Annotated in this window: 27 protein-coding genes; 3 read left to right on the top strand and 24 right to left on the bottom strand. The window is 42.9% G+C overall.

Annotation, left to right across the window (positions count from 1 at the left end; translation table 11 throughout):
* Window positions 1-15: 15 nt before the first annotated feature.
* Window positions 16-903, bottom strand: coding sequence for a LysR family transcriptional regulator (locus ACESZH_RS17510; protein WP_373218004.1), 888 nt, complete (start codon window positions 901-903; stop codon window positions 16-18).
* 112 nt (window positions 904-1,015) lie between these two features.
* On the opposite strand from ACESZH_RS17510, the gene ACESZH_RS17505 reads away from it, so the two are divergent.
* Complete coding sequence (locus tag ACESZH_RS17505) at window positions 1,016-2,401, top strand: alanine/glycine:cation symporter family protein (RefSeq protein ID WP_373218003.1); 1,386 nt, start codon at window positions 1,016-1,018, stop codon at window positions 2,399-2,401.
* A 223-nt stretch (window positions 2,402-2,624) separates the two neighbouring features.
* Here the strand turns inward: ACESZH_RS17505 and ACESZH_RS17500 are convergent, their stop codons facing one another.
* From ACESZH_RS17500 to ACESZH_RS17490, 3 genes are all read right to left on the bottom strand, one after another.
* Window positions 2,625-3,923, bottom strand: coding sequence for a Gfo/Idh/MocA family protein (locus tag ACESZH_RS17500; RefSeq protein ID WP_373218002.1), 1,299 nt, complete (start codon window positions 3,921-3,923; stop codon window positions 2,625-2,627).
* Between the two features lie 84 nt (window positions 3,924-4,007).
* Window positions 4,008-4,460 carry an N-acetyltransferase gene (locus ACESZH_RS17495; RefSeq protein ID WP_373218001.1) on the bottom strand — a complete coding sequence of 151 codons (453 nt, stop codon included), beginning with the start codon at window positions 4,458-4,460 and terminating at the stop codon, window positions 4,008-4,010.
* 122 nt (window positions 4,461-4,582) lie between these two features.
* Window positions 4,583-5,476, bottom strand: coding sequence for a helix-turn-helix domain-containing protein (locus ACESZH_RS17490; protein WP_373218000.1), 894 nt, complete (start codon window positions 5,474-5,476; stop codon window positions 4,583-4,585).
* Between the two features lie 153 nt (window positions 5,477-5,629).
* On the opposite strand from ACESZH_RS17490, the gene ACESZH_RS17485 reads away from it, so the two are divergent.
* Complete coding sequence (locus ACESZH_RS17485; protein ID WP_373217999.1) at window positions 5,630-6,979, top strand: MATE family efflux transporter; 1,350 nt, start codon at window positions 5,630-5,632, stop codon at window positions 6,977-6,979.
* A gap of 30 nt (window positions 6,980-7,009) precedes the next feature.
* Here ACESZH_RS17485 and ACESZH_RS17480 read toward each other — a convergent pair whose 3' ends face one another.
* The 20 genes from ACESZH_RS17480 to ACESZH_RS17385 form a co-directional block, all read right to left on the bottom strand.
* Window positions 7,010-7,930 (bottom strand): GNAT family N-acetyltransferase, encoded by a 921-nt coding sequence (locus tag ACESZH_RS17480; protein WP_373217998.1) that lies wholly within the window; start codon window positions 7,928-7,930, stop codon window positions 7,010-7,012.
* 33 nt (window positions 7,931-7,963) lie between these two features.
* Window positions 7,964-8,830 (bottom strand): DMT family transporter, encoded by an 867-nt coding sequence (locus ACESZH_RS17475; RefSeq protein WP_373217997.1) that lies wholly within the window; start codon window positions 8,828-8,830, stop codon window positions 7,964-7,966.
* Window positions 8,831-8,940: 110 nt separating this feature from the next.
* The gene (locus ACESZH_RS17470) at window positions 8,941-9,777 is read right to left on the bottom strand and encodes an acyltransferase domain-containing protein (RefSeq protein ID WP_373218054.1); all 837 of its coding nucleotides are present in this window, start codon (window positions 9,775-9,777) and stop codon (window positions 8,941-8,943) included.
* A 19-nt stretch (window positions 9,778-9,796) separates the two neighbouring features.
* On the bottom strand, window positions 9,797-10,015 hold the full coding sequence (locus tag ACESZH_RS17465) for a GNAT family N-acetyltransferase (RefSeq protein WP_373217996.1): 219 nt from the start codon (window positions 10,013-10,015) through the stop codon (window positions 9,797-9,799).
* 208 nt (window positions 10,016-10,223) lie between these two features.
* The gene (locus ACESZH_RS17460; RefSeq protein WP_373217995.1) at window positions 10,224-11,960 is read right to left on the bottom strand and encodes an ABC transporter ATP-binding protein; all 1,737 of its coding nucleotides are present in this window, start codon (window positions 11,958-11,960) and stop codon (window positions 10,224-10,226) included.
* Window positions 11,953-13,728: an ABC transporter ATP-binding protein gene (locus ACESZH_RS17455; protein ID WP_373217994.1), complete on the bottom strand. Its 1,776-nt coding sequence runs from the start codon at window positions 13,726-13,728 to the stop codon at window positions 11,953-11,955. The genes ACESZH_RS17460 and ACESZH_RS17455 overlap by 8 nt, the downstream gene beginning before the upstream one ends.
* Window positions 13,729-13,883: 155 nt before the next feature.
* A complete protein-coding gene (locus tag ACESZH_RS17450; protein WP_373217993.1) occupies window positions 13,884-14,441 on the bottom strand; it encodes a TetR/AcrR family transcriptional regulator in 558 nt (185 codons plus the stop codon).
* Between the two features lie 38 nt (window positions 14,442-14,479).
* Window positions 14,480-17,029 (bottom strand): ABC transporter permease, encoded by a 2,550-nt coding sequence (locus tag ACESZH_RS17445; protein ID WP_373217992.1) that lies wholly within the window; start codon window positions 17,027-17,029, stop codon window positions 14,480-14,482.
* Window positions 17,029-17,715 carry an ABC transporter ATP-binding protein gene (locus ACESZH_RS17440; RefSeq protein ID WP_373217991.1) on the bottom strand — a complete coding sequence of 229 codons (687 nt, stop codon included), beginning with the start codon at window positions 17,713-17,715 and terminating at the stop codon, window positions 17,029-17,031. Before ACESZH_RS17440 ends, ACESZH_RS17445 begins: the two co-directional genes overlap by 1 nt.
* Before the next feature lie 104 nt (window positions 17,716-17,819).
* Window positions 17,820-18,809, bottom strand: coding sequence for a sensor histidine kinase (locus ACESZH_RS17435; RefSeq protein WP_373217990.1), 990 nt, complete (start codon window positions 18,807-18,809; stop codon window positions 17,820-17,822).
* Complete coding sequence (locus tag ACESZH_RS17430) at window positions 18,796-19,482, bottom strand: response regulator transcription factor (protein WP_373217988.1); 687 nt, start codon at window positions 19,480-19,482, stop codon at window positions 18,796-18,798. The genes ACESZH_RS17435 and ACESZH_RS17430 overlap by 14 nt, the downstream gene beginning before the upstream one ends.
* 212 nt (window positions 19,483-19,694) lie before the next feature.
* On the bottom strand, window positions 19,695-20,057 hold the full coding sequence (locus tag ACESZH_RS17425) for a hypothetical protein (RefSeq protein ID WP_373217987.1): 363 nt from the start codon (window positions 20,055-20,057) through the stop codon (window positions 19,695-19,697).
* Entirely contained in the window at window positions 19,990-20,271 is a 282-nt protein-coding gene (locus tag ACESZH_RS17420) for a hypothetical protein (protein ID WP_373217985.1), read from the bottom strand. The genes ACESZH_RS17425 and ACESZH_RS17420 overlap by 68 nt, the downstream gene beginning before the upstream one ends.
* Window positions 20,272-20,601: 330 nt before the next feature.
* Window positions 20,602-20,661 carry a cysteine-rich KTR domain-containing protein gene (locus ACESZH_RS17415; RefSeq protein WP_373218053.1) on the bottom strand — a complete coding sequence of 20 codons (60 nt, stop codon included), beginning with the start codon at window positions 20,659-20,661 and terminating at the stop codon, window positions 20,602-20,604.
* A 173-nt stretch (window positions 20,662-20,834) separates the two neighbouring features.
* A complete protein-coding gene (locus tag ACESZH_RS17410; RefSeq protein ID WP_373217984.1) occupies window positions 20,835-21,884 on the bottom strand; it encodes a zinc-binding dehydrogenase in 1,050 nt (349 codons plus the stop codon).
* Between the two features lie 25 nt (window positions 21,885-21,909).
* The gene (locus ACESZH_RS17405) at window positions 21,910-22,506 is read right to left on the bottom strand and encodes a TetR/AcrR family transcriptional regulator (RefSeq protein WP_373217983.1); all 597 of its coding nucleotides are present in this window, start codon (window positions 22,504-22,506) and stop codon (window positions 21,910-21,912) included.
* A 33-nt stretch (window positions 22,507-22,539) separates the two neighbouring features.
* Window positions 22,540-22,896: a dihydropteridine reductase gene (locus ACESZH_RS17400; RefSeq protein ID WP_373217981.1), complete on the bottom strand. Its 357-nt coding sequence runs from the start codon at window positions 22,894-22,896 to the stop codon at window positions 22,540-22,542.
* A 106-nt stretch (window positions 22,897-23,002) separates the two neighbouring features.
* Window positions 23,003-23,254, bottom strand: a complete 252-nt coding sequence (locus tag ACESZH_RS17395; RefSeq protein ID WP_373217980.1) for a hypothetical protein — start codon at window positions 23,252-23,254, stop codon at window positions 23,003-23,005.
* Between the two features lie 257 nt (window positions 23,255-23,511).
* Window positions 23,512-24,450, bottom strand: coding sequence for a sensor histidine kinase (locus ACESZH_RS17390; protein ID WP_373217979.1), 939 nt, complete (start codon window positions 24,448-24,450; stop codon window positions 23,512-23,514).
* A complete protein-coding gene (locus ACESZH_RS17385; RefSeq protein ID WP_373217978.1) occupies window positions 24,440-25,126 on the bottom strand; it encodes a response regulator transcription factor in 687 nt (228 codons plus the stop codon). Before ACESZH_RS17385 ends, ACESZH_RS17390 begins: the two co-directional genes overlap by 11 nt.
* Before the next feature lie 119 nt (window positions 25,127-25,245).
* On the opposite strand from ACESZH_RS17385, the gene ACESZH_RS17380 reads away from it, so the two are divergent.
* Entirely contained in the window at window positions 25,246-26,418 is a 1,173-nt protein-coding gene (locus ACESZH_RS17380; protein WP_373217977.1) for an isoprenylcysteine carboxylmethyltransferase family protein, read from the top strand.
* The last annotated feature ends 194 nt before the right edge of the window (window positions 26,419-26,612 follow it).

The following is a 26,612-nucleotide window of genomic DNA, read 5'->3' as shown; positions in this document are numbered from 1 at the left end:
CCCCATCAGATTAATTCATGTAAATTCCCGCTCTATACAATACTGCATCACGATTTCCATCTGCGGAGAAACCCACTTATCACGATGATACAGCAATTGCTTCCAAATCTCAATCTCAAAATCCCATACATCCAGATAAATCATCCTGCCCGACTCAACCTCCCGGGCTGTTACATAGTCCGGCAAAAACGAAATTCCCGCTCCCTGCTCCACCAGCGCACAAATCTGCCTGGTACTTCCAACCTCTAAGACAGGCTGGATCTCCAATGACATGGATGCCAGCTTTTCATCCATCAGCCTTCGGTAACTCATGCCCTTCTCCGTCAAAATAAAAGGATGGTCTAAAAGCTGTTGAACGGAAAGTTTCCCAAGCTGAGCCAGCGGGCACTGCGGTGCTGCTACAAAGTGCGTCCTCATCCGCTCTTCTCTGACAATAAGATACTCTGCATTATAAATATGGCTGTCCAGTGTTAATATCAAATCTGCTTCATTGCGATTGATAAGCCGGAACATCTCTTCTGTCCCCGCTGCAATGACCTTCAGGCGGATCCCCGGATATTGGCTTCGGAATTTTAAAAACTCCTTTTCCAGCAACGAATCGCACAGAGAATCTGCTGTAGCCAGCCGTATGTAGCCTTTGACGGTCTTTTCCTTCTGCATATTTGCCTCCAGCTCCTGGGTCAATTTACTGATCTGGTGGGCATACTCCAATACCTCACTGCCCTTTTCCGTCAAAGCGATCGTATGATTAATCCTTTCAAACAACTGCGTATTCAATTCTGATTCCAATTGTTTAATCTGAAAGGATATGGTTGACTGCGAATAACCTAATACCTCTGCAGCCCGTGTAAAGCTATTCAATTCCGCTACATGAATAAATGTGATCAGATTTTTTATGTCCATTTTTATCCCTCAATCTATTTTTTCGATTCCAAGCATTATAATTATCAATTTTACAGATGTTAATTTCTACTATATACTAAATATGAAAAAATTGCAAAGAGGTAAAAACACTATGACTCTATTCAATGCTATTTATCATCTGTTATGGGGCGATCTCATTACGATCCCATTACCCGGAGGAAGCTCCCTTGGACTTTCGCTGCTGGTCCTGATCCTGATTCCCTCCGGAATTTATTTTACCATACGTACACGGTGCCTTCCTTTCCGGCTCTTCCCGGAAATGCTTAAGATCGCTGTTGAAAAAAAGAATCTTTCCCAAAAGGATTCCATCTCAGGTGTGCAGGCACTGATCATATCAACCGCGACCCGTGTTGGAATGGGTAATCTGGTCGGCGTAGTGGCCGCGATCTCTGCGGGAGGCGCAGGTGCGGTCTTCTGGATGTGGGTCACTGCCCTGCTTGGCTCCTCCACTGCATTCGCCGAGGCGACTCTGGCGCAGTTACATAAAGAAAAAGACCCTCTCTACGGAGGGTTCAGAGGCGGTCCGGCTTATTATATCCACCACCTTTTCATAAAAAAGGACAGCAAACGCAGGCATTCCATAATTGCAGTATTATTTGCTATCTCCGGTCTGATCTGCTGGTGCGGCATCAGCCAGGTGATTGGAAATTCTGTCTCTTCTGCCTTTGAAAACGCATTCCAGATTCCGCCGCTCTATACAACAGCAGTCCTTGTGCTGGTTGCGGCGATCATTGTCCTGCGAAAAAATGCTACGGTAAAAGTTCTGGATGTTGTAGTTCCCATTATGGCAGGTCTGTATTTCCTGATCACGCTGTTCATCATTTTCAAAAATGCAGGTCAGCTTCCATCCGTATTCCGGCAGATATTCGAGGAAGCCTTCGGAATAAGGCAGGTGGTGGCAGGAGGATTCGGTGCAGTTCTCATGAACGGCGCCAAGCGTGGATTATTCTCCAATGAAGCAGGTTCCGGCTCCGCTCCATGTGCGGCTGCGGCTGCCGATATCAGCCATCCTGCAAAGGAAGGTCTGCTGCAGGCATTTGGCGTATTTATTGATACCATCGTAATCTGCAGTTGTTCCGCAATGATCATGCTGCTGACACCTGCTGATCTGACTTCCGGACTTGTCGGCATGGATCTTCTCCAGGAAGCCATGCGTTACCATATGGGAAACTTTGGCGTGATCTTTATCGCCGCTATCCTATGGCTGTTCAGTTTTTCCACTTTCATTGGAATCCTGTTCTATGCCAGACCAAATGTTGCCTATATATTCGGAGATAACTGGCTGTCACAGACCCTGTACAAAATTCTTGCTCTGGTGATGCTCTTTATTGGCGGACTGGCTGCTTATACGTTTGTCTGGGACCTGGGAGACATCGGAATCGGCCTGATGACCATTTTCAATATGATCGCTTTGATCCCCCTTTCCCGGCAGGCCATGGATTCCCTGAAGGAATACGAGAAAACGCTGAAGCGTTAACATAGCAGGTAAAAAGTGTTCACCCTGGCGTACACTCGCGCCGAAGCGCAGCTGCGCCTGCTTTCTCAAACAAAGGTCCTGCCGTTTTGACAGGACCTTTGTTATTACAGTCCTCATCCTTTTTTCCTACTTTTCTTTGACAAAATCATTCTACAGCCTGACGTTCCGTGAGAGTCACAGCTTTTTCCTGTCCAGCGGCACTCGTTCAGCAGCCCGATAAACTCTATTTTTCCCGGCAAGCTTCATATTTCAGAAGTTTTCCTCCGCTTTCCCGTGAAGCCTCTGCCAAAAAGACTATTTTATGTCCAACCATAGAATCATTTAATGTAGTGCAGCAAGGTGACGGCTGTTCACCGCGCAGCACAGCGATGAAATCCTGTACAATAGCCTGATCTCCATTTCCATGGGCATTTCCCTTCTGCGCCTCAGATACATCGACAGTTCGGCTTATCCGTCCGCCCGGACTATCAGGGGCAATCTCATGCACTGTAAAGCATTCTTCCTCAAAAGTCCCAATGATCTCCCCTTTTGTTCCGGTAATATGAATGTTTCTTCCTGATGCAGATGCCCCTCCGTTCATAGAAAATGTACCTGTTGCCCCATCTGCAAACTGGATCAGAACGGACTGATGATCAACTATTTTCAGATTACAGCGATAAACACAGCGGCTAAAGGGATTTCCCACATCACTAAGCAGTTTTTCTTTTTCTTCCTTTGTTGGATCCTCTATCCCGCTGTCATGCCAGATATTATTCGCCCATCGCTGTGGATTCTCTATATACAGCCGTTTCGCAGAATATATGCAGTCAGACTCAACTGGACAGTCAACCATGCAGTGTGTGCCCGCGCCCTCTGGTGCCATTCCAGGATGAAACTGAATGACAGAACCGACGCTTGAAACAGAAGCAGGTAAATTACCGCTCATTAGCCAAGCTATAATATCAAGGTCATGGCTGCATTTCGACAACAGCATACCTGAACCGCAAATTTCAGGAGAAGCGTACTTTCCACGCACATAAGATACAGACTCGTGAAAATAGCTGACCTGTTCATTCATTTGGATATTTATGACCTTGCCGATCACTCCGCTTCTAAGCACTTTTTGTATTTCTCTATAAAAGGGTGCATAGCGGAGTACATGGCATACCATGACGATCCGCCCGGTTTCATTGGCACACTGAAGAAGAGTATCCGCTTCGCTCTGATTAACGGCAAAAGGTTTTTCCAACAGCACATCGTAGCCATGCTCAAGCAGAGGTACCGTTGTCTCCACATGCAGAGGATCCATAGTACCATTTATCACTGCGTCCGCAAATTTAGGAACAGAAACCAGTTCTTCAACAGAGTGAAAACAATGATGATCAGGAATCTGAAATAACTTTTTTGCAGCGCGGACTCTATCCATATTTACATCCACGACTCCGACCACACAAAACATATCAGGATGCGTCAAGGACTCTTTTGCATAAATCATTGCCCTTGCTCCCATACCTACTACTATCACTTCTATTGGCCTCATCATAAAAATTCTCCCTCTACATAGTATTTTTCATGTCCCATTCCGCTGCCATAAACTGACAGGCATCTGCTGCCGGAATTATGCGTTTTAAGGAATCCTCCGGCACTCGTCAACGCGGCTCCAAACCATAAGAAATTCTTTCTCGCCAGTATCCTCATCAATATTTTCAGCCTGAATCTCAAAAAGCTCTCTTTGATAAAAGTGTATTGCCCGTTGATTCTTTTGATAAACACTCAAAGTCAACTTCATTTTAATGCCTTTCACATAATCCAATAATTTTTTCCCAATGCCTTTCGACTGGAATGCCCCCCGCACAAAAATTCCTGCAATGTAATCATCTGTCAATCCGATAAATCCTTCTATTCTCTTAGGATCATCCTCTTCATACACATACACTTCTGCCTGCGGCATCAATTCTTTAACCAGCTCATAATTACTCATCCAATATTCTTTGGAAATAAAATCATGTGCCCGAATATTAGTATCAAGCCATATCTGCATAATAGACGCCAAATCATTTTCTCTATATTCCCTTATCACAATATTACCATCTCCTTCTCATTACTTCTTCGATCGCATATTGTCTTTCCCGGTATCTTTTCACCATTATACTATTATCTCATACTTGAAGTCACTTCTTTTTTATAGAATGGGAAAACAGTTTACACTTTCCTTTTTGAACGGTATTTTGCAGGAGACTCGCCATACTTTGATCTAAAACTGCTTATAAAATGACTTGTGAAATTGTAACCTGTCATATTGGCGATATCTGTGATAGATAATTCCGTATTACTCAGCAATTCCAAACCTTTATTCAGACGGTATGAATTGAGATAATCTTTCGGTGTCGTGTGAAGAAGGCTCTTAAAGCAGCGGTGACATTCCCCAGCGCTGATACTTGCCGAAGAAGCGATGTCTGCCACAGCAATATTATCTGCATAGTTCGTATGAATAAAGGTAAGCATAGTCTGCATTCTCTGTTTCTTACAAAGAAAGCTGTCCGGCTGTTTTATGGCTGTTTTGGACAGCTCTTTGATCAGAATATACCAAATCTCCACGGTTTTCACTGATAAAAAATATTCTCTTCCAAACAGATCCTGATTCCTGATGGCATCTTTTAACTCCCACAAGATGTCAATAATCTGCTTCTGCCATTCAATATCCTGTCTCAGTATTGTTACGGGAAGCGCCCAGTTCGTCGTATATGGAAGAACAAATTCCTGTTCCATTCTGCTTCCTCCAAAAAAAGAAAGAAATTTCTCCGGAAAATTAAAGCTTACATATTCCCCATCCTCAGAAATATCCGTTGTCATATGCAGGAAACCACAGTTGATAAAAATAGCTTCATTGGACGCAAGGTGATACTCATATCCATTTACCTGCATTCGTATCGTACCTTTGGTCACCAGGGTAAACTGCAGCTCCTTATGCCAATGAAGGTCCATATAACCGCGCCCCGGCGGGGTAATGTCCTTTTTATTTACACAGTACATTTCGTAGGGAAACATACGATCATCATATCTGTTTGTTTCATGTAATAGCTGAAAATCCTCCATAAGAATACTCCTGTTAGAATTTTGATATTTTCTGACATACTCCTCGTATTCTCTGCCCCAAAAATATGGTAGCATTGATTCTACCAAAAATACCAGAATTATTCAACAGCTTACAGTCTGCTGAAATTTTTGAGCTGACGATCGAGGAGAAATATGGAAAAAGAATTTGAACATGTACCCGTTAAAAAATTGATATTAAAATTAGGGCTTCCGGCAATGGCTGCTCAATTTTTTAATATTTTATACAATATCATCGACCGTATTTATGTTGGCAATCTGCCGCAAAACGGAGAACTGGCATTGGCAAGTGTGGGGATCTGTGCGCCGGCATTGACTACGGTGTCCGCATTTGCCTATCTGGTTGGTACAGGCGGCTCCGCATCCATGAGTATCGCTCTCGGCCGCAGGGACAGGCTATATGCGCAGAAAACGATCAACAATGCCTTTGTCATGCTTTTGGTTATTTCTGCAGCAGTTACTGCCATTGCACTCATATGCAAAAGGCCTCTTCTTTATTTGCTGGGATGCAGCCATACGATGTATCCTTTTGCCAGCCGGTATTTTACCATTTATATATGCGGAACAACTGCCGCACTGTGCGGAACGGGAATGAATCAGTTTATTCTTGCCCAGGGTTTTTCCAAACAGGGAATGCTCTCCATCGTCATTGGAGCAATAGCAAACGTGGTATTAGATCCATTATTTATATTCGTTTTTCATTTTGGAATTGCAGGCGCGGCAGCCGCGACCGTTCTGTCACAGATCCTTTCCTTATGCTATGTTCTTCATTTTTTATTTGGGAATAAAGCGCCGATCCGCATACAGAAAGGCAGTTATCAAAAAGACATTATGAAGTGCATCCTGAAAATAGGAATGATGCCGTTTTTCATTATAGTGCTGGATAATTTTATTATTATCTTTCTAAATGCTTCCCTGCGCTATCATGGCGGCAGTCAAACAGGCGACCAGTATATTGCCTGTGCTGCTATTGTTCAAAGCTTCATGGTCATTGTAACCTGCCCTGCACAGGGAATCACAACGGGCTGTGGAACACTATACAGTTACCATTACGGGGCAGGCAACTATACAAAGGTTATGCAGGTATTCCGGTACGTTTTTCTTCTCTGCATCACCTATATCGGACTTCTATTTCTCTTTGCCCAATTCGCCCCACAGTTTTTTGTACGGATGTTTGTGGATGGAGCTGAAAATATTCCACTTGCCTCTTCCTTTATCCGGAAATACACTCTTGGGCTATATGGTATCGCTGTCCAGTATGCCATTGTGGATGGCCTGACAGCCATGGGGAAAATAAAATATGCGTTGCCCATTTCCTTATTCCGAAAAGCACTGTACCTGGTACTGATTTTTTTCCTTCCATTTGTCACTGATTTGAAAAATATTTTCTATGCCGGATCAATCTCGGATATATTGGGTAGTTGCCTTACCATTTTCGTTTTTTTCACGATTGTAAAAAAGAAATTAAAAAAAGAATTGTGCTGACACAGCAAACGGCGCGCTGCATGAAACGGCTTATAAATCCAAATCCCAGCGTTCTTCAATTACTCCTTCTCCCCACTCAGACTTGCCCCTGCTCCAAACCTTATAAAAGCCGTGCTGTTCATAAATATGACGCGCGACAACCTGCGCCGTGATCGTAAGCAAAAACACCTTTTTATATCCCTTTTCCCTGCAAAAATCCAGTGCCAGCTCAATCAACCTGTTTCCATAACCGCGCCGGCGCATTTCCGGCTCCAGCATGAAAAAGCGCAATTGTGCTGTCACATCATCCGCCTTTGCAATAGCTATACTCCCGGCAGGAACACCATTGCATTCCAGAATATTCAGACAGTCTGTCTTTGGGTTAAATTTATCAACAAATTCATATACAATACAGTCTACATAAGCTGAGAAAACTTCTGACAGATGGCGTTCTGCATAGTAAAGTGTCTTATGCCTTGAAATTACATATTCGATATCACTTTGTTTAAACGGTCTGATGGTAATCACATCATTTGCATCAGAGAGTTTATTTCTGATCATAACCATTGCACTTAGGACAGCCTGTTGGTCATGTTCATTCAACTGTTGAAAAATCTTCTGAATCTGTGAACTTTGAATATCACTTAATCGGTTAAACTCTTTTCTGCCCTTCTCTGTCAGCCGGATATAGCGGACTCTGCTGTCTGTCCTGGACAGCGTTTTCTCAATCAATCCTTTTTTTTCAAATTTGGCGATCATTCTGCTCATATAGCTGCGGTCAATATGCAGCCGCTGTGTCAAAATATTTGCCGTACACCGTTCCGTTTTGCTGATTTCCAGCAAAACATCTTTCTCCGTAAGCGAATATCCTGCGTTTAGTATCGCATCATCGATCTGTTTACACAGATACAAATAAACCTTGTTAAATCCCTGAACATCTGCTATCTGATCCGGTGAAAACAATCCTGCCACCTCTTTTCTTTGGATATGTAAATATTAAATCTGTCACGAGCTTTTTTCATTCCATAATGTAAAACCAAGAATGAACATCCCTCCCAGCACCTGCATAAAGGTCATGCTTTCACCAAGAATCACCACGGAAACAAGAACCGCCACCAATGGGTCAATATAGCTTAAAATAGCTGCCTCCTGCCCGGCTAAATCTTTTAGTGCGGAAAAATACATACAATAGGTAATTCCCGTATGAACAAGGCCAACTGTAAGCAGGCATATCCATCCGGAAGTGTTCAATTCTGTAAGATGCATGCCCCCTGTACCTGCCACATAGGGAATTAAAATTAAAATTGCCGCAAAAAACTGCAAAAGCGTGCGATGTACGCCTGCTACATTTTTTATAAATTTATTAAGCAGGATAACTGCCGCATAAAAGACAGCGGCCCCCAGTCCAAATAAGATTCCCAGCAAATCGTTTCCGCCCTGTCCCATATTACCAATCCCAATGATCAGAACCAAGCCGACTGTTGACATACAAAAGCAAAGGATCTGCTTCCCTGTCAGTTTCTCATGAAATAAAAAAGGGCATGTAATAGTCACGATCACCGGAGCAAAATAATAGCTCAGGGTTGCTACCGAGATTGTCGTATATTTGTAAGACTGAAAGAGCAAAATCCAATTAATTCCCATGGCAATGCCGGATACCAGCAATAGAGGAATTTCCTTTTTTATCGCTTTGAAATCAATTCGTTGTTTTGAGACAGCCAGATAAATCAAGATCACTCCCGAAGCTAAAACTGCTCTGTATAATGCCAGTTCTCCGGAACTCAATAAAATATTCCTGGTAAAAAGGCCAAGCGTTCCAAAAATAGCCATAGAAACACTAAGCATAATCTTTGCGCCTGAATCATTTTTCATATTGTTTTCCACTCCAATGCCTGAGGTGCTTTCATATAACCACCTGAAATTTTGTTGACTTCGTCCATTTTTTAGTATATATGATTTTGTTGACACTGTCAACATTTATATTATTGCATAAAGTCAGCCATCAGAGGAAGCCTGTACATGATTCCATATGCGGATCCAACAGCCCCACCGTTTAACAGCAGCTCTTTAACTTTTCTCTGCAAATTGGTAACCGCAGGTAAATCTTTGTAATCCGTATCCGCTGGAACCTGATATAGCCATTCCATATATTCTTTATCTTCTTTATTTTCGCGGATTATATCAAAGCGTTTCTGGAAAGATAGTATATTTGAATTTTCGGGTAATAACCGTTTTAATACTGGTGCCATTAGCCATGAATCACAAGTGTATTTATCATATTCATAACCTCGATAATGTGTCTGAAAGAATATACCTCCCTGTTTTAGCGAATGATCCACCGCTTCTTTTGATAAATCTGCGTCTGAGGGTATGTGAATGCCAATGGCATTTTCCCCTTCATGCTCCATGAACTGATACTCTAATTCTCCAATACGGAATATAGTCATACTGATCTGTCTATAGGTCCACCATCCTCTGTCAAAATACATCCGACCGTTCTTCTTTTTGCATTCCGCAAGAAACCTTGTAAAGCATTTCATGGTATCTGCGTATATTGTTTTTGGTATATTTTTTTCCTGATATTTGACAAATACCCGCCGCGCGCATTCCAACTGACAATAAAGCATTTTCAGATTATCTTTGTCCTCCTGAAAAAGAGTTTTCAAATATTCATAAGACTGAGGGGCTGTCTTTATATCCATCAACTGCTCCAAATATAAGTCTATTTTTCTTAAATCTACTTTTTTACTGATCAATTCCAGCTTTTCAATAATTTCAGGCTGTAAGTCCAATAAATAGTACAATTCCTGCAAATCCATATTCATGGTATCTTGCAATCTATCTGTCCAGCCATTCCTGTGTTTCTTCATCATTAAAGGCTCCATTATAAGCATACATTACATCCTCGTCCTGCAGCATCCTGCTCAGTGCTTCGTAATCCGACTGATTCATTTCCCGCAGGTATAGTCTTTCTGTTTCCAATATCATCTTTCTTCTCCCTCTCAGCAAATCTGCCATAATCCTTGTTCTCTCCACTTTTAAAAACCGTTTGCTCATTCCCCCTCCTAACCATGACGTTTTGGGCATGGTTTATGATATACTATTGGGAACAAACTTACAAGGGGCGAATACTATGACAAATGATTTTATTTTCGTTCAAGGAGCAAAAGAAAAGATAGTAAAAATAACGGCTGCGGAAAGCTATATAAGGCTCTCCGCAACCGTTGCTTTTTGTGTATCGTACATTTATTATAAAATCAATTTTTTACTCCATCGCCCAATTCTGGCTCTGCGTCTGGAGCTTTACCATGCGGGCATAGATACCATTCTTCTTAATCAGGGTATCGGAATTACCCTGCTCCTCCACTGTGCCATCCGAGAGAACAACAATTTTGTCTGCTCCCGCTACAGTACGCATACGGTGGGCAATAATCATCACCGTCTTGTTCTCGATCAGTCGTGACAGAGATTCCTGAATCAGCGTTTCATTTTCTACGTCCAACGATGCGGTTGCTTCATCAAGCAGAATAATCGGAGCGTTTTTCAGGAATGCTCTCGCGATAGAGATACGCTGACGTTCCCCGCCCGAAAGCTCGCAGCCGTTCTCACCAATCAGGGTGTTCCACCTGTCGGGAAGCTTCTCTGCAAATTCGTCTACATTGGCAAGCCTTGCCGCCGCAAGCACCTCCTCATCGGTGGCATCCTTCCGTCCCAGACGGATATTTTCCATAACTGTATTATTAAACAAGGTTACGTCCTGAAATACGATAGAATACAGAGACATCAGTGCCTCCGGGTCGATTTTGGATATATCCATGCCTCCAACGGTGATTTTTCCCTTCTGGATATCCCAGAAACGAGAGGCGAGACGAGATACGGTGGTCTTTCCGCCGCCGGAAGGACCCACCAGAGCGGTGACCTCACCTTGTTTTGCAGTAAAGGACACATCCTTTAACACCGTTTCACCGCTGTTATAGGAAAAGCCCACATGGTCAAATGTAATGTCGTAACCCTTGTTTGTCAGTCTGTCCGTACCCTCCTGCTCCGGATGGCTTAAGATTTCGTCCATCCTTTTGCACTGAATGTTCATCATCATAAGGATTGCCATCAGGTTATCAAGAGCGCCAATGAGCGGGTCGTACACACGGGAAACCAGTATCAAAAAGGCAAACAGGGTAAGCAGGGTAATCTGTCCATCTACAAGCAGCATGCCGCCAATCAGCACCGTGGTTGCAATGCCGAGCTTCAATATCATTCGTGCAGTGGTATTGCACACAGCATGAGTCAGCTCACTGACAACCGTTTCCTTTTCTTCTGCTTTAATTTTTCCATCCAGTCCCTTTAAATACTGGGCTTCTGCATTGTTGGCTTTCAAGTCTCTTACCGTTTCCAGGCATTCCTGTATCCCTTCGACACAGTCCAGCTTTGTTTTCTGCAGCCTTCTCTCTGACTTTCTCATAATGCCGGAAGTAAGGAACAGGATACCGAAAGAAACCGGAAGCACCCAGAGTGAAGCAAGCGCCATACGCCAGTCAAAAATAAAGATACCAATGGCAATTAAAAATGTGGAAATCACAGAACCTATAAATTCAGGAACCCAATGGGACAGTCCGCTTTCCAAAGATGCACAGTCTGACATAAGTACGCTTGTTAAATCAGACAGATCCTTCTTTCCGAAAAAGGACAGCGGGATTTTCCGCGGCTTCTCTGCCAGTGTAAGCCTGCGCACGCCGCTTTCCACATAGGTAGCGAAAAAAGTTGCGTTGTACTGGAAATAGTAGGTCAGCATAATAAATCCAAGAGCAATTACAAGTCCCACTATGTAAAAGATGCTTTTTCCATACGGTATCCCACCATTCATCAAATCGCTGATTAGGTTATACAGAAGCGCAACCGGAATCATCAGGGAAATATTATGCAGTATGCAGGCTATAAACGCCTTTACCATGTCCTTTGCGCCTTTATCAGACAGGGCAAAGGTGTGTTTTAATTTTTCAAGCATTTGTAACACCTACCTTCCATTTCGCAGCTTTATTATACTGTTTCCACATCTCAGAATATATGCCGTCCTTACTTTTGAGTTCGGAATGAGTACCTGATTCTGCTATTTTTCCGTCCTTTATGACCACAATTCTGTCCGCACCAGTGACAGTGGAAAGTCTGTGTGCAATCATCAGCACGGTTTTGCCCTTCGCAAGTACATTAAATGCCGCCTGCACCTTAGACTCGTTGTCCGGATCAGCAAAGGCAGTGGCTTCATCAAGTATGAGAATCGGGGAATTCTTAAGCATTACACGGGCAATGGAGATACGCTGCTGCTCTCCTCCCGACAGATACACGCCCTTTGCGCCAACTACCGTATCAACACCCTTTGGCAGCTTCTCAAGGATATCATCGCACTGTGCGTCATGAAGGGCTTTCAGCACTTCCTCGCGTGAAGCGTCCGGCTTTGCCATCCGCACATTTTCCAAAATAGAGTTCTTTAACAGCTTTGAATCCTGAAATACGAAGGAAACCGTGTTCATAAGTTCCTCTTTTGCAATATCCTTTACATTGACGCCTCCGATTTTAACGGAGCCACTGTCTGTATCCCAAAATCGTGCCACAATGCTTACAAGGGTGGTTTTGCCGCCTCCTGACGGTCCTACAAAAGCGATGTGTTCGCCCGGCTTGATACTAATGGAAATATTATCAAGTGCGTTTCTCTCTGCGTCCTTATACTTAAAGGAAACATTGGAAAGTTCCACGGAATTGCCCTTTGGATGCTTTGGACTCGCTGCTTCCGGCAGAGGATTCATTTCTAAAATACTGTCAATACGGGACATGGCGTCCGCCACGATCAGCTTGTTCTCACTGGCATACATGATCTTTGTCAACGTCAGCGTAATAATCGGAGTAATGATAATGTAATACATCAGGTTCAGCAGAAATTCATTTGTCACGCCATCCGATGTCATAACCAATGCTGCCGCAATCAAAACGGCAAAAATACCGTTGACCAGCGTAGTATAGCACATCATTGGGAGCCGCAGATCCTTCGTGTATGCGATGACCCATCTTTCATAATTATCGATAGACTCCTTAAAGCGTTTAAAGGAAAAAACCGATTGGCCAAAGGTTTTGACAACCGAGATACCACGGACATATTCCACTGCCTCATTGGACATCTGTGCCAGTGCGTTATTGTACTCCTCCATCTTCTTCGCCATACGCTTTCCTGTCATCACGCTCATCAGAATAAACGCAGCCGCGATAGGTAAAAGACTCAGGCAGCCCAATCTCCAGTCAAAGACAAGCAGAAGAACCAGTAATCCCACGGGTGTCGCAAGGGCATTCGCCTTGTCTGGTAGCTGGTGGGCAAGATAAGTTTCCGTTGCAGCACTGGATTCGTACACGGTTTTTCTAATTTTGCCGCTTCCGATACCATCCATAAATCCCATAGGCAAGGTCACGATATGGTGCATCGCTTTCGTACGGATATTTGCCTGTACCCGAAACGCCGCTAAGTGGGAACACATCAGAGCTGCCACATAGATAAGAATTGCAGCAACTGCGAACAGCACCGCCATCCACCCGTTATGGGTTAAATTCTGCGCCTCCCTGTAATTCGGATGGACATCCAGAACCTCTTTTATGACCTTCCAGATATATACAAATGGAAGCAACGCCACGAAAGCACTTAAGGCACTTAGAATCCATGACGCTATCGTTAAATACTTGTAGTTTCCGGCATAACCGAAGAGCTTTTTCAGATTGGATTCTTTTTTCAAAGATAAGACCTCCTTATATTGATTTTTTATGATAAAGAAAACGCTGCAGCCTTTTCTGTTACCCGTACAAAATATTAGTTAGCTCTTCCTAACTTATTGTGAAAATATAATAGAAAGTTCGCAAAGCTCCCTTTCTATTATCGTTAATGGCAGGACTACTGTCCCATGATTTTCAGCCAGCCTGCGGTATAGAACTCACACAGTTCCTGCAAATATACTTTTGCATCCTCGATGGGCATTTCATGCAAAACCATTTCAAAGTAGGCATTCAGCATTCCCGTCGCCAGAATATGTTCCAGTCTTTCGTCGATTTTTGCTGCAGGTCTGCCAAGCTGCTCTAAAACTTTGTAATATCTATGGGTAGCCTGCACCTCAAGCTCCACCATTTCATCCACCATACGGGCGTACTTTGTTCCCTCCGAACATCTCAGGATCAGATGAAATTCCTCCATATGCTCGTAAGTGTAAATCAGCAGATCGTTCATGCACTCCTGCGAAAGCTTGCCCATTTGATTCGGCTGCTCTTGTATCGGCAGATGTTCAAACTGTTCATGTGCCTGCCTGTATCGGGTCATCATATATTCGTAAGCTTCATCCACCAAAGCCTCGAACAATTCCTCTTTGCTGTCGTAATAACCGTAAAACGCTCCGGTAGTCACACCCGCGTTTTTAACAATGTTCCGCAAGGAAGCAGATTTGAATCCCTTTTCCAAAAACTCCGCTTTCGACAAGTTTGTCAAGCATACAAGAATTAAGCCAACTCATCCCGAAGCGCATCAATGATGTTTTCCCTCTTAATCTGACTTGTTGCATACAGCATGGTAATAAATACGATCAAAAACACGCCGAGGATACTGGCGCCTATGCTTCCCCACGGAAACATAAAGATGAGTTCAAAACCGCCGCCAAGTACCATGCTCCTATAAATCAAATAGGAAACAAACACAGAAAGCGGCAGTCCCCATAACATAGTCCGCACCCCATAAAGGATGCATTCAAAACGCATCATCCGGTTGAAATCCCGATCGGACATTCCCACAGAACGGAGCATAGCCAACTCTCGTTTTCGCAGCTTGATATTTGTGGAAATTGTGTTAAAGACGTTTGCAATCGAGATCAGTGTGATCATCACGATAAACACAGCCGCAAAAAAATTGATGATAAAATTGAGATTACGGTTCTGCTCCAGGATCTCATATACATTGTAAAGCGTATAATCTGCGGTAATACCATTTGCATCAATAATTGTCTGCATCTGTGATGTAGATCTCCCCGGATTATCGGATTCAAAGGTCATCCCCAGCTTGACTGCTGTCGCCGTACCAAGTGCATCAAACTGTGCCTTCACCTCATAAGGAGCGATCAGCATCAGGGAGTAACCGCGGAAGGCTCCATCATCCGCTTCTCTTGGCAGAAGATCCGGATAATCCTTTACATAAGCTGCACGAACTGTCTTCACTGCATCGCCATTCCCATTGCACAGGGAAAACTCCATCGGCTCATCCTGCATATATAAATAACCTTCCACATAAGCTGCCATAATCATGTTATGATCCTGTCCGGTATATTCCTCAGCAGACAGGTTAAGGCTTTTAAGCAGGCTCTGGTACGTATCATCGTCCACAAACACAGCATCCAGCAATGCATCTGCCGTCTGGCTTTTTTCGTCATATTCGATAAACTTCCCGAATGTATCCATAAAATGGTCAGAAAGTTCTCCTGCATTGATCTTACAAGGATATGTCACATCAGCCTGATATGCACTCGCTGTCACGCCGGATATCTCTTTCAACTGGTCATAAAGCTGAAAAAGCTGGGTTTCCTCCATGTTCGGGCTTGAAAAAACGATATCGTACTGCTCCACAACCTGGTTCGAGTTCTCTGCGACCTGCTTCAAATAGGCGCCAAAGGAGCTTGCCGAAACAAATAACACAACACTGAAAGTAAGCGACAGGACGATACTGCGGTAAGGGCGTTTGTTGCGCTTGAAATTTTTTAGTGCCAACATTTCCTCCAGCCCCAAAAAACGCCGCACAAACCGCGGGGTTTTCAGTTTCTTAGCCTCTACTCTGACCTCATTTGTCTGGCGGATACATTCCATTACCGGCGTATCAGAAGCCTTTTTTGCCGGGATATATGCTGAAATTAAAATTGTAACAACACTGACAACAACAGCAACGATAATGGCAGGCCATGAAATCACTAAATCCAGCGGCACGTCATCATACATGACGTTTGTAAAATTCTTTTCCACAAGGGAAAGCACGAGCCTGGTGCCCGGCAGCCCCACCAAAATGCCAATGGGAATACCTGCCGCACCGATGCACAGACCCTCAAACAGAACCGAACCCCGAAGCTGCCTTGCCGTTGCACCCACTGACATCAAAATCCCAAACTGGTGCGTACGTTCGTTCAGGGATATATGAAAGGCATTGTAGATCAAAAATACGGATCCGACAACGACCAGTACGATCAGGATCGCGCTGATCGAATAAAGCAGTACAGTTATCATCTTTTCACCGGAAAGCCCCATAAAGCGCAGTACATCATCATTTAAAACATAACTGACACCCTCCCCCAGGTCTTTTACATAGGAATGAAGCTGATACGGATTTTTTAATGTAATAAAAACGGAAAGACTGTCCGCAGCAGCGGAGTCTGCTGTTGTGATCAAGGTGTAACCCGGCGCACTGTATTCCTCAATGGCAGGACGCTGACAGATACCGACAACCGTATAAGACTTCTCTGTTACCGGCACAAGTGTTTCCTCTCCGGAAGAAGAATAAGCATCGTGCTGGCTGAGCTTCTGACTTCCGCTTATACGATCCCCAACCTGGAGCGTGACCGTATCGCCCACCGAGATTTTTACTCCGCCGTTTGACGCAAGATGAGCCGGTATCAAAACTTCACTGCTGTTTTCCGGCATCCTTCCAGAAAGCAATTTAATGGGCAGTGTATCAAAAGCCTTTTGATCCCACCCCGAAAGAAAAAGATACGGTTTGTAATCGTTTTTACTGTCTTCCAGTGCAGCATAGCCAATATTTTGCAGTGTTACGCTATCTGCAACACGGCTGTCTCCCGCCGCACCTGCTTCAAAGGAAGGATCTGCGGCAGGCAGCTCCACATGCCAACTGCCGTATTTCGTTGCGGCACCATTGATCATATAGTTCTGCAATGAAACGGCAAAGGTGACGACTCCAGTAAATAAAACGACGGACAGCACGACCCCAATCATTGTGACAAACGTCCGGGTGCGGCTTTTTTTCAAACCCTGCAGGGCAACTTTATGAAAAATATTCATTACCGTACCACCTGCCTCTCATCCCGTACCACTTTTCCGTCTGCAATTGTAATAATCCGCTCTGCCTGCAGCGCGATATTTTCGTCATGGGTGACAAGAAGTAAAGTCTGTCCATATTTTTTATTACTTTCTTTCAGCAGTTTGATGATTTCATGTCCATTGCGGCTGTCAAGACTGCCGGTCGGCTCATCTGCCAGCATAACTGCAGGAGCATTCATCAAAGCACGTCCAATAGCAACACGCTGCTGCTGACCGCCGGAAAGCTGGTTAGGTAAATGTGTCTTCCTCTCCTGCAGCCCCAGCAGATCCAGCAGATCGTTCAGCCGTTCCTTATTCACCTTCCGCTTATCCATCAAAATAGGCAATGTAATATTTTCCACCACGTTCAAAGTAGGGATCAGGTTATGGAACTGGTAGATCAACCCCACCTGCCTCCTACGAAAAATAGCAAGTTTTTCATTACTGCCAGCATAGACATCCTGCCCATTCAAATAAATTTTTCCGCTTGTCGGCACATCCACTCCTGCAATGGCATGAAGTAAGGTGGACTTGCCGGAGCCGGAAGAACCGATGATCGCAGTAAACTCCCCTTTGTCGACGGTCAAAGAAACCTGGTCTAAAGCAGTAACCTGATTTTCACCCTTGCCATAGACCTTGCATAAATTTTCAACTTTTAAAAACTCCATTCTATGAGCCTCCTTTTTTATATTTCACCCATATGATAGAACTTCTAACTTACATTTCCGTGACTTTTCCGTGAGAGATCCGTCACTTTCCGATGAGAGATCCGTCACTTCGGGAACCGGATGCAGAAAATCGCACCGCCTTGCGGGTGATTTTTGGCAGTGACCGTCCCCTCATGCCGGCTGATGATCATTCTACAAAGTGCCAATCCAATACCGTACCCACAGGCTCCATCATTTTCCCCCCGATAAAACCGTTCAAACAGATGGGGCAGATCCTCTTCTTCAAAGCCGCTCCCGCTGTCGTGGATGGTAATCTCACCAAAGAGCAGGTTATCTTCACAGATGATCTCAATCCTGCCATTATCACCTACACTCTGTATACAATTTTTGAGGATATTCCGGATAGCTTCTGAAAGCCAGCTTAAATCCCCCTGAATGATCATCCCGTCCGGCACGTCTGTCTTTAAAACAATATTGTGTAACTCCATTGAAATCAGAAGCGGACGTACAGCCGTATTGATCAAAGTGGTCATTTCTACCTGTTTACTTTGGAAAACCACGATGCCCGCATCCAGACGGGATAATTTTAATAAAGAATTGATCAGCCATTCCATTTGTGCAAACAATTCTTCTGTTTCCCGCAGCAACGCTTTTCTTTCATCCTCGTCAGGATTCTTCTCTAACAATGTCAAAATCAGGTTTGCTGACGTGAGCGGTGTCCGAAGCTGGTGGGCAATATCCGCAAGGGAATCCGAAAGATGTTCTTTTTCCTTTTTCAGTGCATCATTTTGCTCTCTGATGCGCAGTGTCATCTTTGTGATCTCGCTTTGCAGAATGGAAAGCTCTCCCTCTTCCGCTTCACTGATATACAAATGATCGGCATTATGGAGCACAAGATCAACCTGATCGGAAATATCTGCAATTCTTCGATACCTCGCTTTGGTAAATACAAAAAACGCCATCCCAAAAGCGGCGGCGGAAACGAGGGCCAGGACTCCGGCTGCCGCGCCTATCACAAACCCCAGAATGACTGTGACAGCGGCTATCAATAAAAATGAAAACCCAAACTGCCGAAGCTCTTTATTTCGGATCATAGCCGCCTCCCAGCCGGTACCCGGTTCCGCGGACTGTCAGAATGATCTGTGGGGCGGCTGGATCATCCTCGATTTTTTCCCGCAGGCGTTTGATGTATACGGTCAATGTATTGTCGGTTACAAACTCGCCGGAAGCATCCCACAATTCGTTCAGCAGCCTGTCCCGTGTAATAATGTTTTTGGGATTATTAATAAATACCAGTAACAGACGGTACTCTAATGCAGAAAGAGCTATCTCTTTCCCATCCTTTTTCACAATACCGCTGGCCGTATCCACATATAGCCCGCAGATTTCAAAAGCAGCTGAAAAAGGTTCCGATCTTCTCAAAGCAGTTTTAACCCGTGCAATCAATTCCCTCGGGCGGAATGGCTTAATGATATAATCGTCCGCTCCCATATTAAGCCCCGTAACAACACTTGATTCGTCACCGGAAGCCGTCAGAAAGATAACGGGAATATTCAGTATTTGTTTAATCTCCGTACAAACAGTAAAGCCATTTCCGTCAGGCAGGGAAATATCCACCAGTGCCAGATCATATTTATTTACACTAATCATGGAAACAGCCTCCTTCTGAGTGGAAGCATGGGCAACAGTAAATCCCTCTGCCTGAAGCAGGCGCACAAGATTCTTTGCAATCTTCTTATCATCTTCCACTAAAAATATCCGTTTCATTGATTTTCACCATCCTTTATGTTATTTGTGTCCGCACAGATCAACGTCCACGCCGCTGTGCATCTGGCCTGCCCTATCGGCAGAAAAAACGCAATCAATATTGATTCTGCCAGAAAAACATAGACCAAGCTGATTATAACACGCATCCATGTTTTTCTGAACAATAGACTGCATGCACCCAGCCATCTGTGAATCCGGATCAGTGTGTTTCATTAACGGCATCTGGCGATCCCATTACCGAGATTCGGATTTTTGCCTGAATATATCAGATCCGCACAAAATATTAAGATTAGTACCAGGCATACTGGCACAAGTATTTTTTTCGGTATGCGCCTGAACAGATGATCAAGAAGCGGTGCATAAAAATATACAATCACCATCCCGCCAATGCCAAAGGCCAGCAACCCTTCTACACAGATTCTTCCATTAAGATTAAGAAAATAATCACTGTAATCCCACCATCTCATTCCGTCATATATCTGCTCCAGAAACCATGATATGTAATACTCAATACAGCCACACAGAAAGATGATCGCCAGAAATTCCAGCAGAGGAAGCGGTATGGCATATTTCAATCACCGCCGCGACCTCTGTCGCATCAACGGCTTTCCCTTTCAGTCTCGCACATAAAAGTGTCAAAATCGGCCGTATCTGCTTTCCCCTTGCATTCAACACCCAATCCAGCATTTTCTGCATTGACTCACTGTTTGACCGACATAAACGTTCTATATGCGTATTTACCATCTGCAGTTCCATTTCAAGTCCTGGTACATCCTCAATATTTATCATAACGATCCTCCTCATCCAGCAATAGTTGACCCCCTAGTCTAACTTCATACTTTGTTACTTATATCAGAGTTTTGAACCTGACCCTTATATAATAGAACCATATGCTTACATTTCGGTGACATTTTTGTGAGAGATTCGTCACTTTAGAAAATTAATACCGTTGGCTGCTTGACCTGCCCACCGGACGCTAATGCCTTGACCTGACCAGTTCTCACCATTTACGAATTACCGACGTTTTTTGACAACAAAATAAAAAGAGCAATAACTTGAGAATTATCATGATCTCATTGTTATCGCTCTGCGACTTAGCGCCTGGCTCTGTAATGACCGTCATCTATTACGTGTTTTACTGCCACAAATAGGACAATATATCCATTTTGCTTTCTCCATATTTACTTTTTCACCAACCTATAAGATTCATTTGAAAATTTATTTTCTTAAATTGCTCTCTCTCTAAAGTATATAAATGTACCAGACAAACTTGTGGATACACCTCTTTCAACTTTAGAAATGCTTGTTTTGAACCTGTCTCAATGGCTTGTGACACCCAGCAATCCAATACTCTAAAAATGAATTACAACATTACCAGATTTATCTGCATTCCCAGAAGTCTTTATTGCTTTTTCCAAATCATCAATGCCAAATTCATGGGTGATAATACTTTCTAATTTCCATCTTCCGCTTGCCATGATTTCCTGCACATCCCATACATCAATCGGCATATAACCGCCAGAGCCTATGATACTCTTCTGTGAATATGTCAAATGCAGAAGATCAAGTTCCTTCATGGTATTGTTTACGGCCACAGATACAAATCTGCTTTCAATCTTGCCAAACTCCATAAACCGCCCCAGAATACTTTCGGCTCCTGCCGCATCCAGCCAACAGTCAATATCCGCTGTCTCTCCCATTAAAGAGAATGCTGTGCCAAATACACTCTTTGATTTTTCACTAAAATCCTGCTTTTCAATATTACATATTTCAAATCCAAGGTTCTCTGCCAGAGAAAGCCTATAATCCGACACGTCACATACCATAACCTTGTCCATTCCAAAGTATTTAAAAGCTACTGCGGCTGCAATGCCTATGGTTCCTGCACCAAATACTACTGCATTCTGTCCCTTCACATAAACCATTTTCCCTGCATCCGCATCTGTTCCGGCAGGAATCATCCCTCTTCTGGCCGCCCTGCAGCCAACAGTAAATGGCTCAATCAGACTGGCCAGTTTATCAGATATCCTTTCATCCACAGGATAAAGGGAATGCATTCTTTTTGCTTCCGGTACCAATATATACTCTGAAAATCCGCCAATCGTGCCTGCTCTTTTTGTATCATTTTTGGCATATCTCGGATATGGATACACCCTCTCTCCTACAGTGAAATCAGTGACATCTCTTCCAATTTTTACTACCCTTGAAACAGTTTCGTGTCCAAATTCACCGCCAATATTTATCTTATGCCCGGTATTCGGTCCATGCCTATAGACAGCTACATCTGTCCCGCATATGCTGGAGTAAATATTCTGAATCAGTACATCTCTGTCCCCCACTTCCGGTATTGGAAGCTCCCTGATTTCTATATTTTCCTGTCCTAAATAAATTCCTGCTTTCATTTTTTCACATCCCTGTATTTATTCCTTAACTGCAACCATTTCCTGTCGGAAGTGTATATTTTATAATAAGGCTGGTAATAGCTTCCACTGACTCTGCACAATCTTTTCTAAGCCATTCTGTGACAATCCCTATAATTCCATTTATGTAAAAGGATAAAATGTAACTTTTTTCTGGTTCTGGAATACAAAAACGTTCCAGTGTAGGATTAAATAAATGCTTGAACATTTTCTGAAAAGAAGTATTGACATGAAATTCTTCCGGCCTTGCCAATGCTGCTGTAAACATTCTTTTATGATCCCTTATAAACTCCAGATAAGGGATAAGATATCTGGGAGTTATAAAGATTAGCTCTTCTAAATTTCCGCTTTTAATCTTCTCTATGGTAGCCGCAGCGTCTGTCGTAAAATATCCAAGAAACCGGGAGTTGATATATTCCAGTGCCTCCATAAGGAGATCCCGCGTAGTCTCATAGTGAAGATAAAAAGTGGAGCGGTTTACTCCCGCAAGGTCACAGATTTCTTTTATTGTAATATATTCAAAATCCTTTTTCTCCAAGAGGGAGAGAAACGCCTTGTCCATCCGGATAGCAGTATTAAAATATTTGCTTTCTGACTTATTCATTTCCTATCCCTCTTTCGTTTTTATCAGCATTCCCTATTCATTATCGCTGATCTGCTTTGCAAGTTCAATAATTTCAAAGGCATATTGTTGCTTTCCTTTTTCCAAAAGCTTCTTATAAATGAAATAATTGATTCCCATTCCTGCAAGTCCCAGGATTCCAATCGTAATACCAAGTACCATAAAACCTGCAGTACCTCCTCCGATCACATCCATAGAGAGACACATTCCAATGCCGGCAATAAGTGACGTTATGATACCAAATGTATAAGCAAATACATTTGCTGGACGCTTCGCTTTTCTATCCAATTTCTTAAGTGCCAGCACCTTTGAGGTGTCCTTCGGTGCATACTCATTTGCAAGGGCTTCCGCATAAATCTTATCTGTGTTCATAGCCTGTGGCCTCCTTATATTTGATATCTTCATCATAGGAAACTTTACAAATTAACTGAACATCACAAATCATCAAATATGTTGGTTTCTGAATTTTGAGTGGGGTTTAAAAATCCATCCGCTGTCTTTTTACCAGTTCGGCAAAGCTTCCGCCCGCCTCAATCAACTGTTCATAAGTGCCGTCTTCTATGATAATTTTTTCAACAAACCGGAACAGGTCCAGGATATTCAGTTTCTTCTGCGGAAAGGGACGATAAAAACAGATTCCTTCGTCGGAAAGATCACTCAGATCTGTCGAGCGCGCCTTTTGAATTTTTCCCGTTTCATAATCTTTAAACCGGTAGCCTCCGTATTTCATCGATTTTCTCCGGAGATGAAATTTTCTCTATGCTTTCTTTTCGAAAAATATTCTGATCCATCTTATCCTTCCTTATAAACAATTATAAACTGTCATCATCTTAACACTTTTATATACTATCATCATCCTAACTCTTTTTCCAGCATAATGCGTATCTTTTCTTTAGCCGCTGCAGAACTGTCGCGATCGTGAGTATCCACGTTTCCGGAGAGACTTTTGGCTCCTGATATGTATCCATGTGCTCCGCTGCTTTGATTCTATATATCTTTTTCCTGTGCTTCAAGTACATTTTTCCTTTTGTCCTGCATCCTCTGAACAGAAAATATAATTTTAAATTCTGTCCCCTTTTCAACTACGCTTTCCACTCTAATTTTTCCTCCATGTCCTTCAACAATCCATTTTGCAATAGCCAAGCCAAGACCTGCACCATCTGGATTTTTGTTTCTCGTTTCTGCTACTCTATAAAAACGATCAAACAAATGCTCTAAATGCTCCTTTTCTATTCCACAGCCATTATCATGTACTAATATTTCTATGCTTTTTTTATGTTGCATGATAGAAATTGCAATGTCAGATGCTCCACTATACCAAATGGCATTATCCAGGAGGATCATCAGCACCTGCTTTATCCTTTTTCTGTCACCATAAAATAAAATGTCATGCTTCATTTGAACATGCAAACATATGCCCTTCTGCTTTGCGATTCCTTCTAATGCTCTTACTGCTTCATTCACTGCCTGGCGAAGATAAAATTCATTACACTCTAGTTCCTGCCTATCTGTATCTGCTCTTGACAAGGTAAGCAAATCATCAATAAGGTTTGTCATTCTCCGGCTTTCGGCATCAATATTTTTCAGCCATTTCATCTGGCTCTCTACACTTTCCTCTTTACAGTCCATAACCAGTTCCAAATTTGTTCGTATTACCGCAAGTGGTGTACGGAGTTCATGAGAAGCATCCGCAGTAAAATCAAGCTGCTTTTGCCATGCCTTTTCGATGGGCGCAACAGCGATCTTAGATAAAACCAAACTTCCAATAAACACCATACCGATACCTACTATAATGGTCACGACCCACCGTCTGATAGAAATCTCTCCCACCGGATTTAGTAAAATGAAGGAGCTGATAACAAGCAGAATAATACTTATAACCAACACACAAAATATAATAAAACGTTTCCGCAGATCATGTATCATTTATAACCTCCTTCAGACAGTAGCCAACACCCCGGATTGTATCAAGAGATACCCCGCAGGAAGAAAAATCAATCTTTTTTCTTAAGTAGAACACATATAATTCCACACATGCAATTTCAACTTCTTTTTCAAATCCCCACACTCTGCCAAAAATCTGTTCCTTCCCAAGCACTAATCCTTTGTTCCTCATAAAGAATTCCAAAAGCTGTGTTTCTGTTGCTGTCAGTTTGATTTTTGTTCCCAAACAGGATGCTTCACAGTTTTTAATATCCAACTCTAAAGAAGCCACTAAAATTCTATCTTTTGGCAGCATATTTACAGAACGCCGCCCTAATGCACGCACTCTGGCAAGCAGCTCATCTTTGGAAAATGGTTTTACCAGATAATCATCTGCCCCTGCATCAAGACCTTCAATCCGGTCTGGCAGAGCATCCTTTGCAGTAAGGAAAATAACAGGTGTCATAATACCATTCTTCCGGATATGCTTCAATATTTCCACGCCTTCTTTGTGCGGCAGCATACGGTCAAGGATAATAACATCGTAAAGCCCTGTTTCCGCATAGTCCTGCGCTTCCACTCCATCTCCCGTCATATCCACCTGATAGCCTTGCTTTTGCAATATCTGTGTCAGAGCTTCTGCAAGGCGCAGCTCGTCCTCCACAAGCAATATCTTCATTTACATCACCACCTCTTACATTATTATAAATACCTTTCCTTTGAATTTGCTTTGAAAAAATTGCAGCGTGTTTCAAAGCAGATTCAAAGTCAGGATTGCTATACTTCATTCAAATACACATGAATGGAGGAATCATTATGCCAAACAAACATAACACAAAACAAGAGGGAACCGGAAAATCCACTGCTGTAAAAGCGCTCCGGGGTACAGTCCTGTTTTATCTGCTTATCGCTTTTGAAATGGTCTACATGGCGGGTCCATTTGCCATTTACTTCTACGGAATTTACAATCCCATATTAAAATTTTTTAACAGTTCGCCTGCGCTGTCGTTCTTAAACAGATTTTTTCTGCCGCATATTGCAAGAACAACAACCTCTTCCCTTATCAATATCCATGAATATGTGGGAGCTTTTATCGCGATCATCGGCTTTATCCTTTTCCTGATTGGCGCCGTGCAGATCTATTACAGCAAATTCACCCGTAAAGGTGCTGTCACTGGTGGGCTATACCGTTTTGTACGGCATCCACAATATACCTCATTTGCCACTTGCGGGTTGGGATTGTTGATCCTGTGGCCCAGATATATCAATCTGTTTATGTTTATCACAATGCTTTTTGTTTATTATCTGCTAGCCAAAGCAGAGGAGCGGGAGTGCGAAACCAAATTTGGTCAATCTTATATCGACTATAAAAACAAAACCTCTATGTTCTTTCCGTTTTGCAAAGGAAAGTGTACAAACAGTCTTCCTGATCACAAGACCAAAAGATCGCTTATACTGACAGGAATGTACATCTTTTCCTTAGTTCCCGCCTATAGCATGGCGATGTTAATATATAATCATTCTTTAAATAGCCTTTATGCTTCTTATACAGAAAACTCTGCTACTATTGCTGTCTGCCATATGGACGAATCTACAATTTCCGAAATCCTGACCATTGTTTCTGAGAACGAACAAACGTCAGACTATATAAATAACACAGAAAATATGTATCTGAACTATATACTGCCGACAAATTGGTACGCTGCCGAGATTCCCATGAACGGCATTGAATACCGATCAGGGCACGCTTCTCCAAACGATTATGACCAGACACAATACAAAATTATTCTTACGAAAGCTATCCTGCGTGACAGTAACTCTGCTGCCTCCGGAACGGCAATCTTCACTGAAATACTCGAAAGAGAACCTCTCCTTGAAGTGTGGATTGACTTAAAACAGCATACTGTCACACAAGTTTTTGATATACCCGAAAATTACAAATACTGTGGTATCCCCGTAGCTATATTTTAGTATTATGCTTTCTCAAAGCAACAAAAATGGAAAGGAATTCAAATATCATGGATATAAACAATCAAAATTTAGAAATGATCGATGCACTTTATAGTATCGTTGATGCTGCTCCCATTTGACTAGTACAAAATTGCATTAATTTTTGAGTAATATTTCTATGGAAAATATTTCTAATATATGGAATAATTAAAAGA

The sequence above is a fragment of the Ruminococcus sp. 5_1_39BFAA genome (assembly GCF_964240875.1).
Taxonomy (GTDB): Bacteria; Bacillota; Clostridia; order Lachnospirales; family Lachnospiraceae; genus Blautia_A.
Note: the sequence above shows the minus strand (reverse complement) of the source record. Positions and strands in the feature narration are given on the sequence as shown.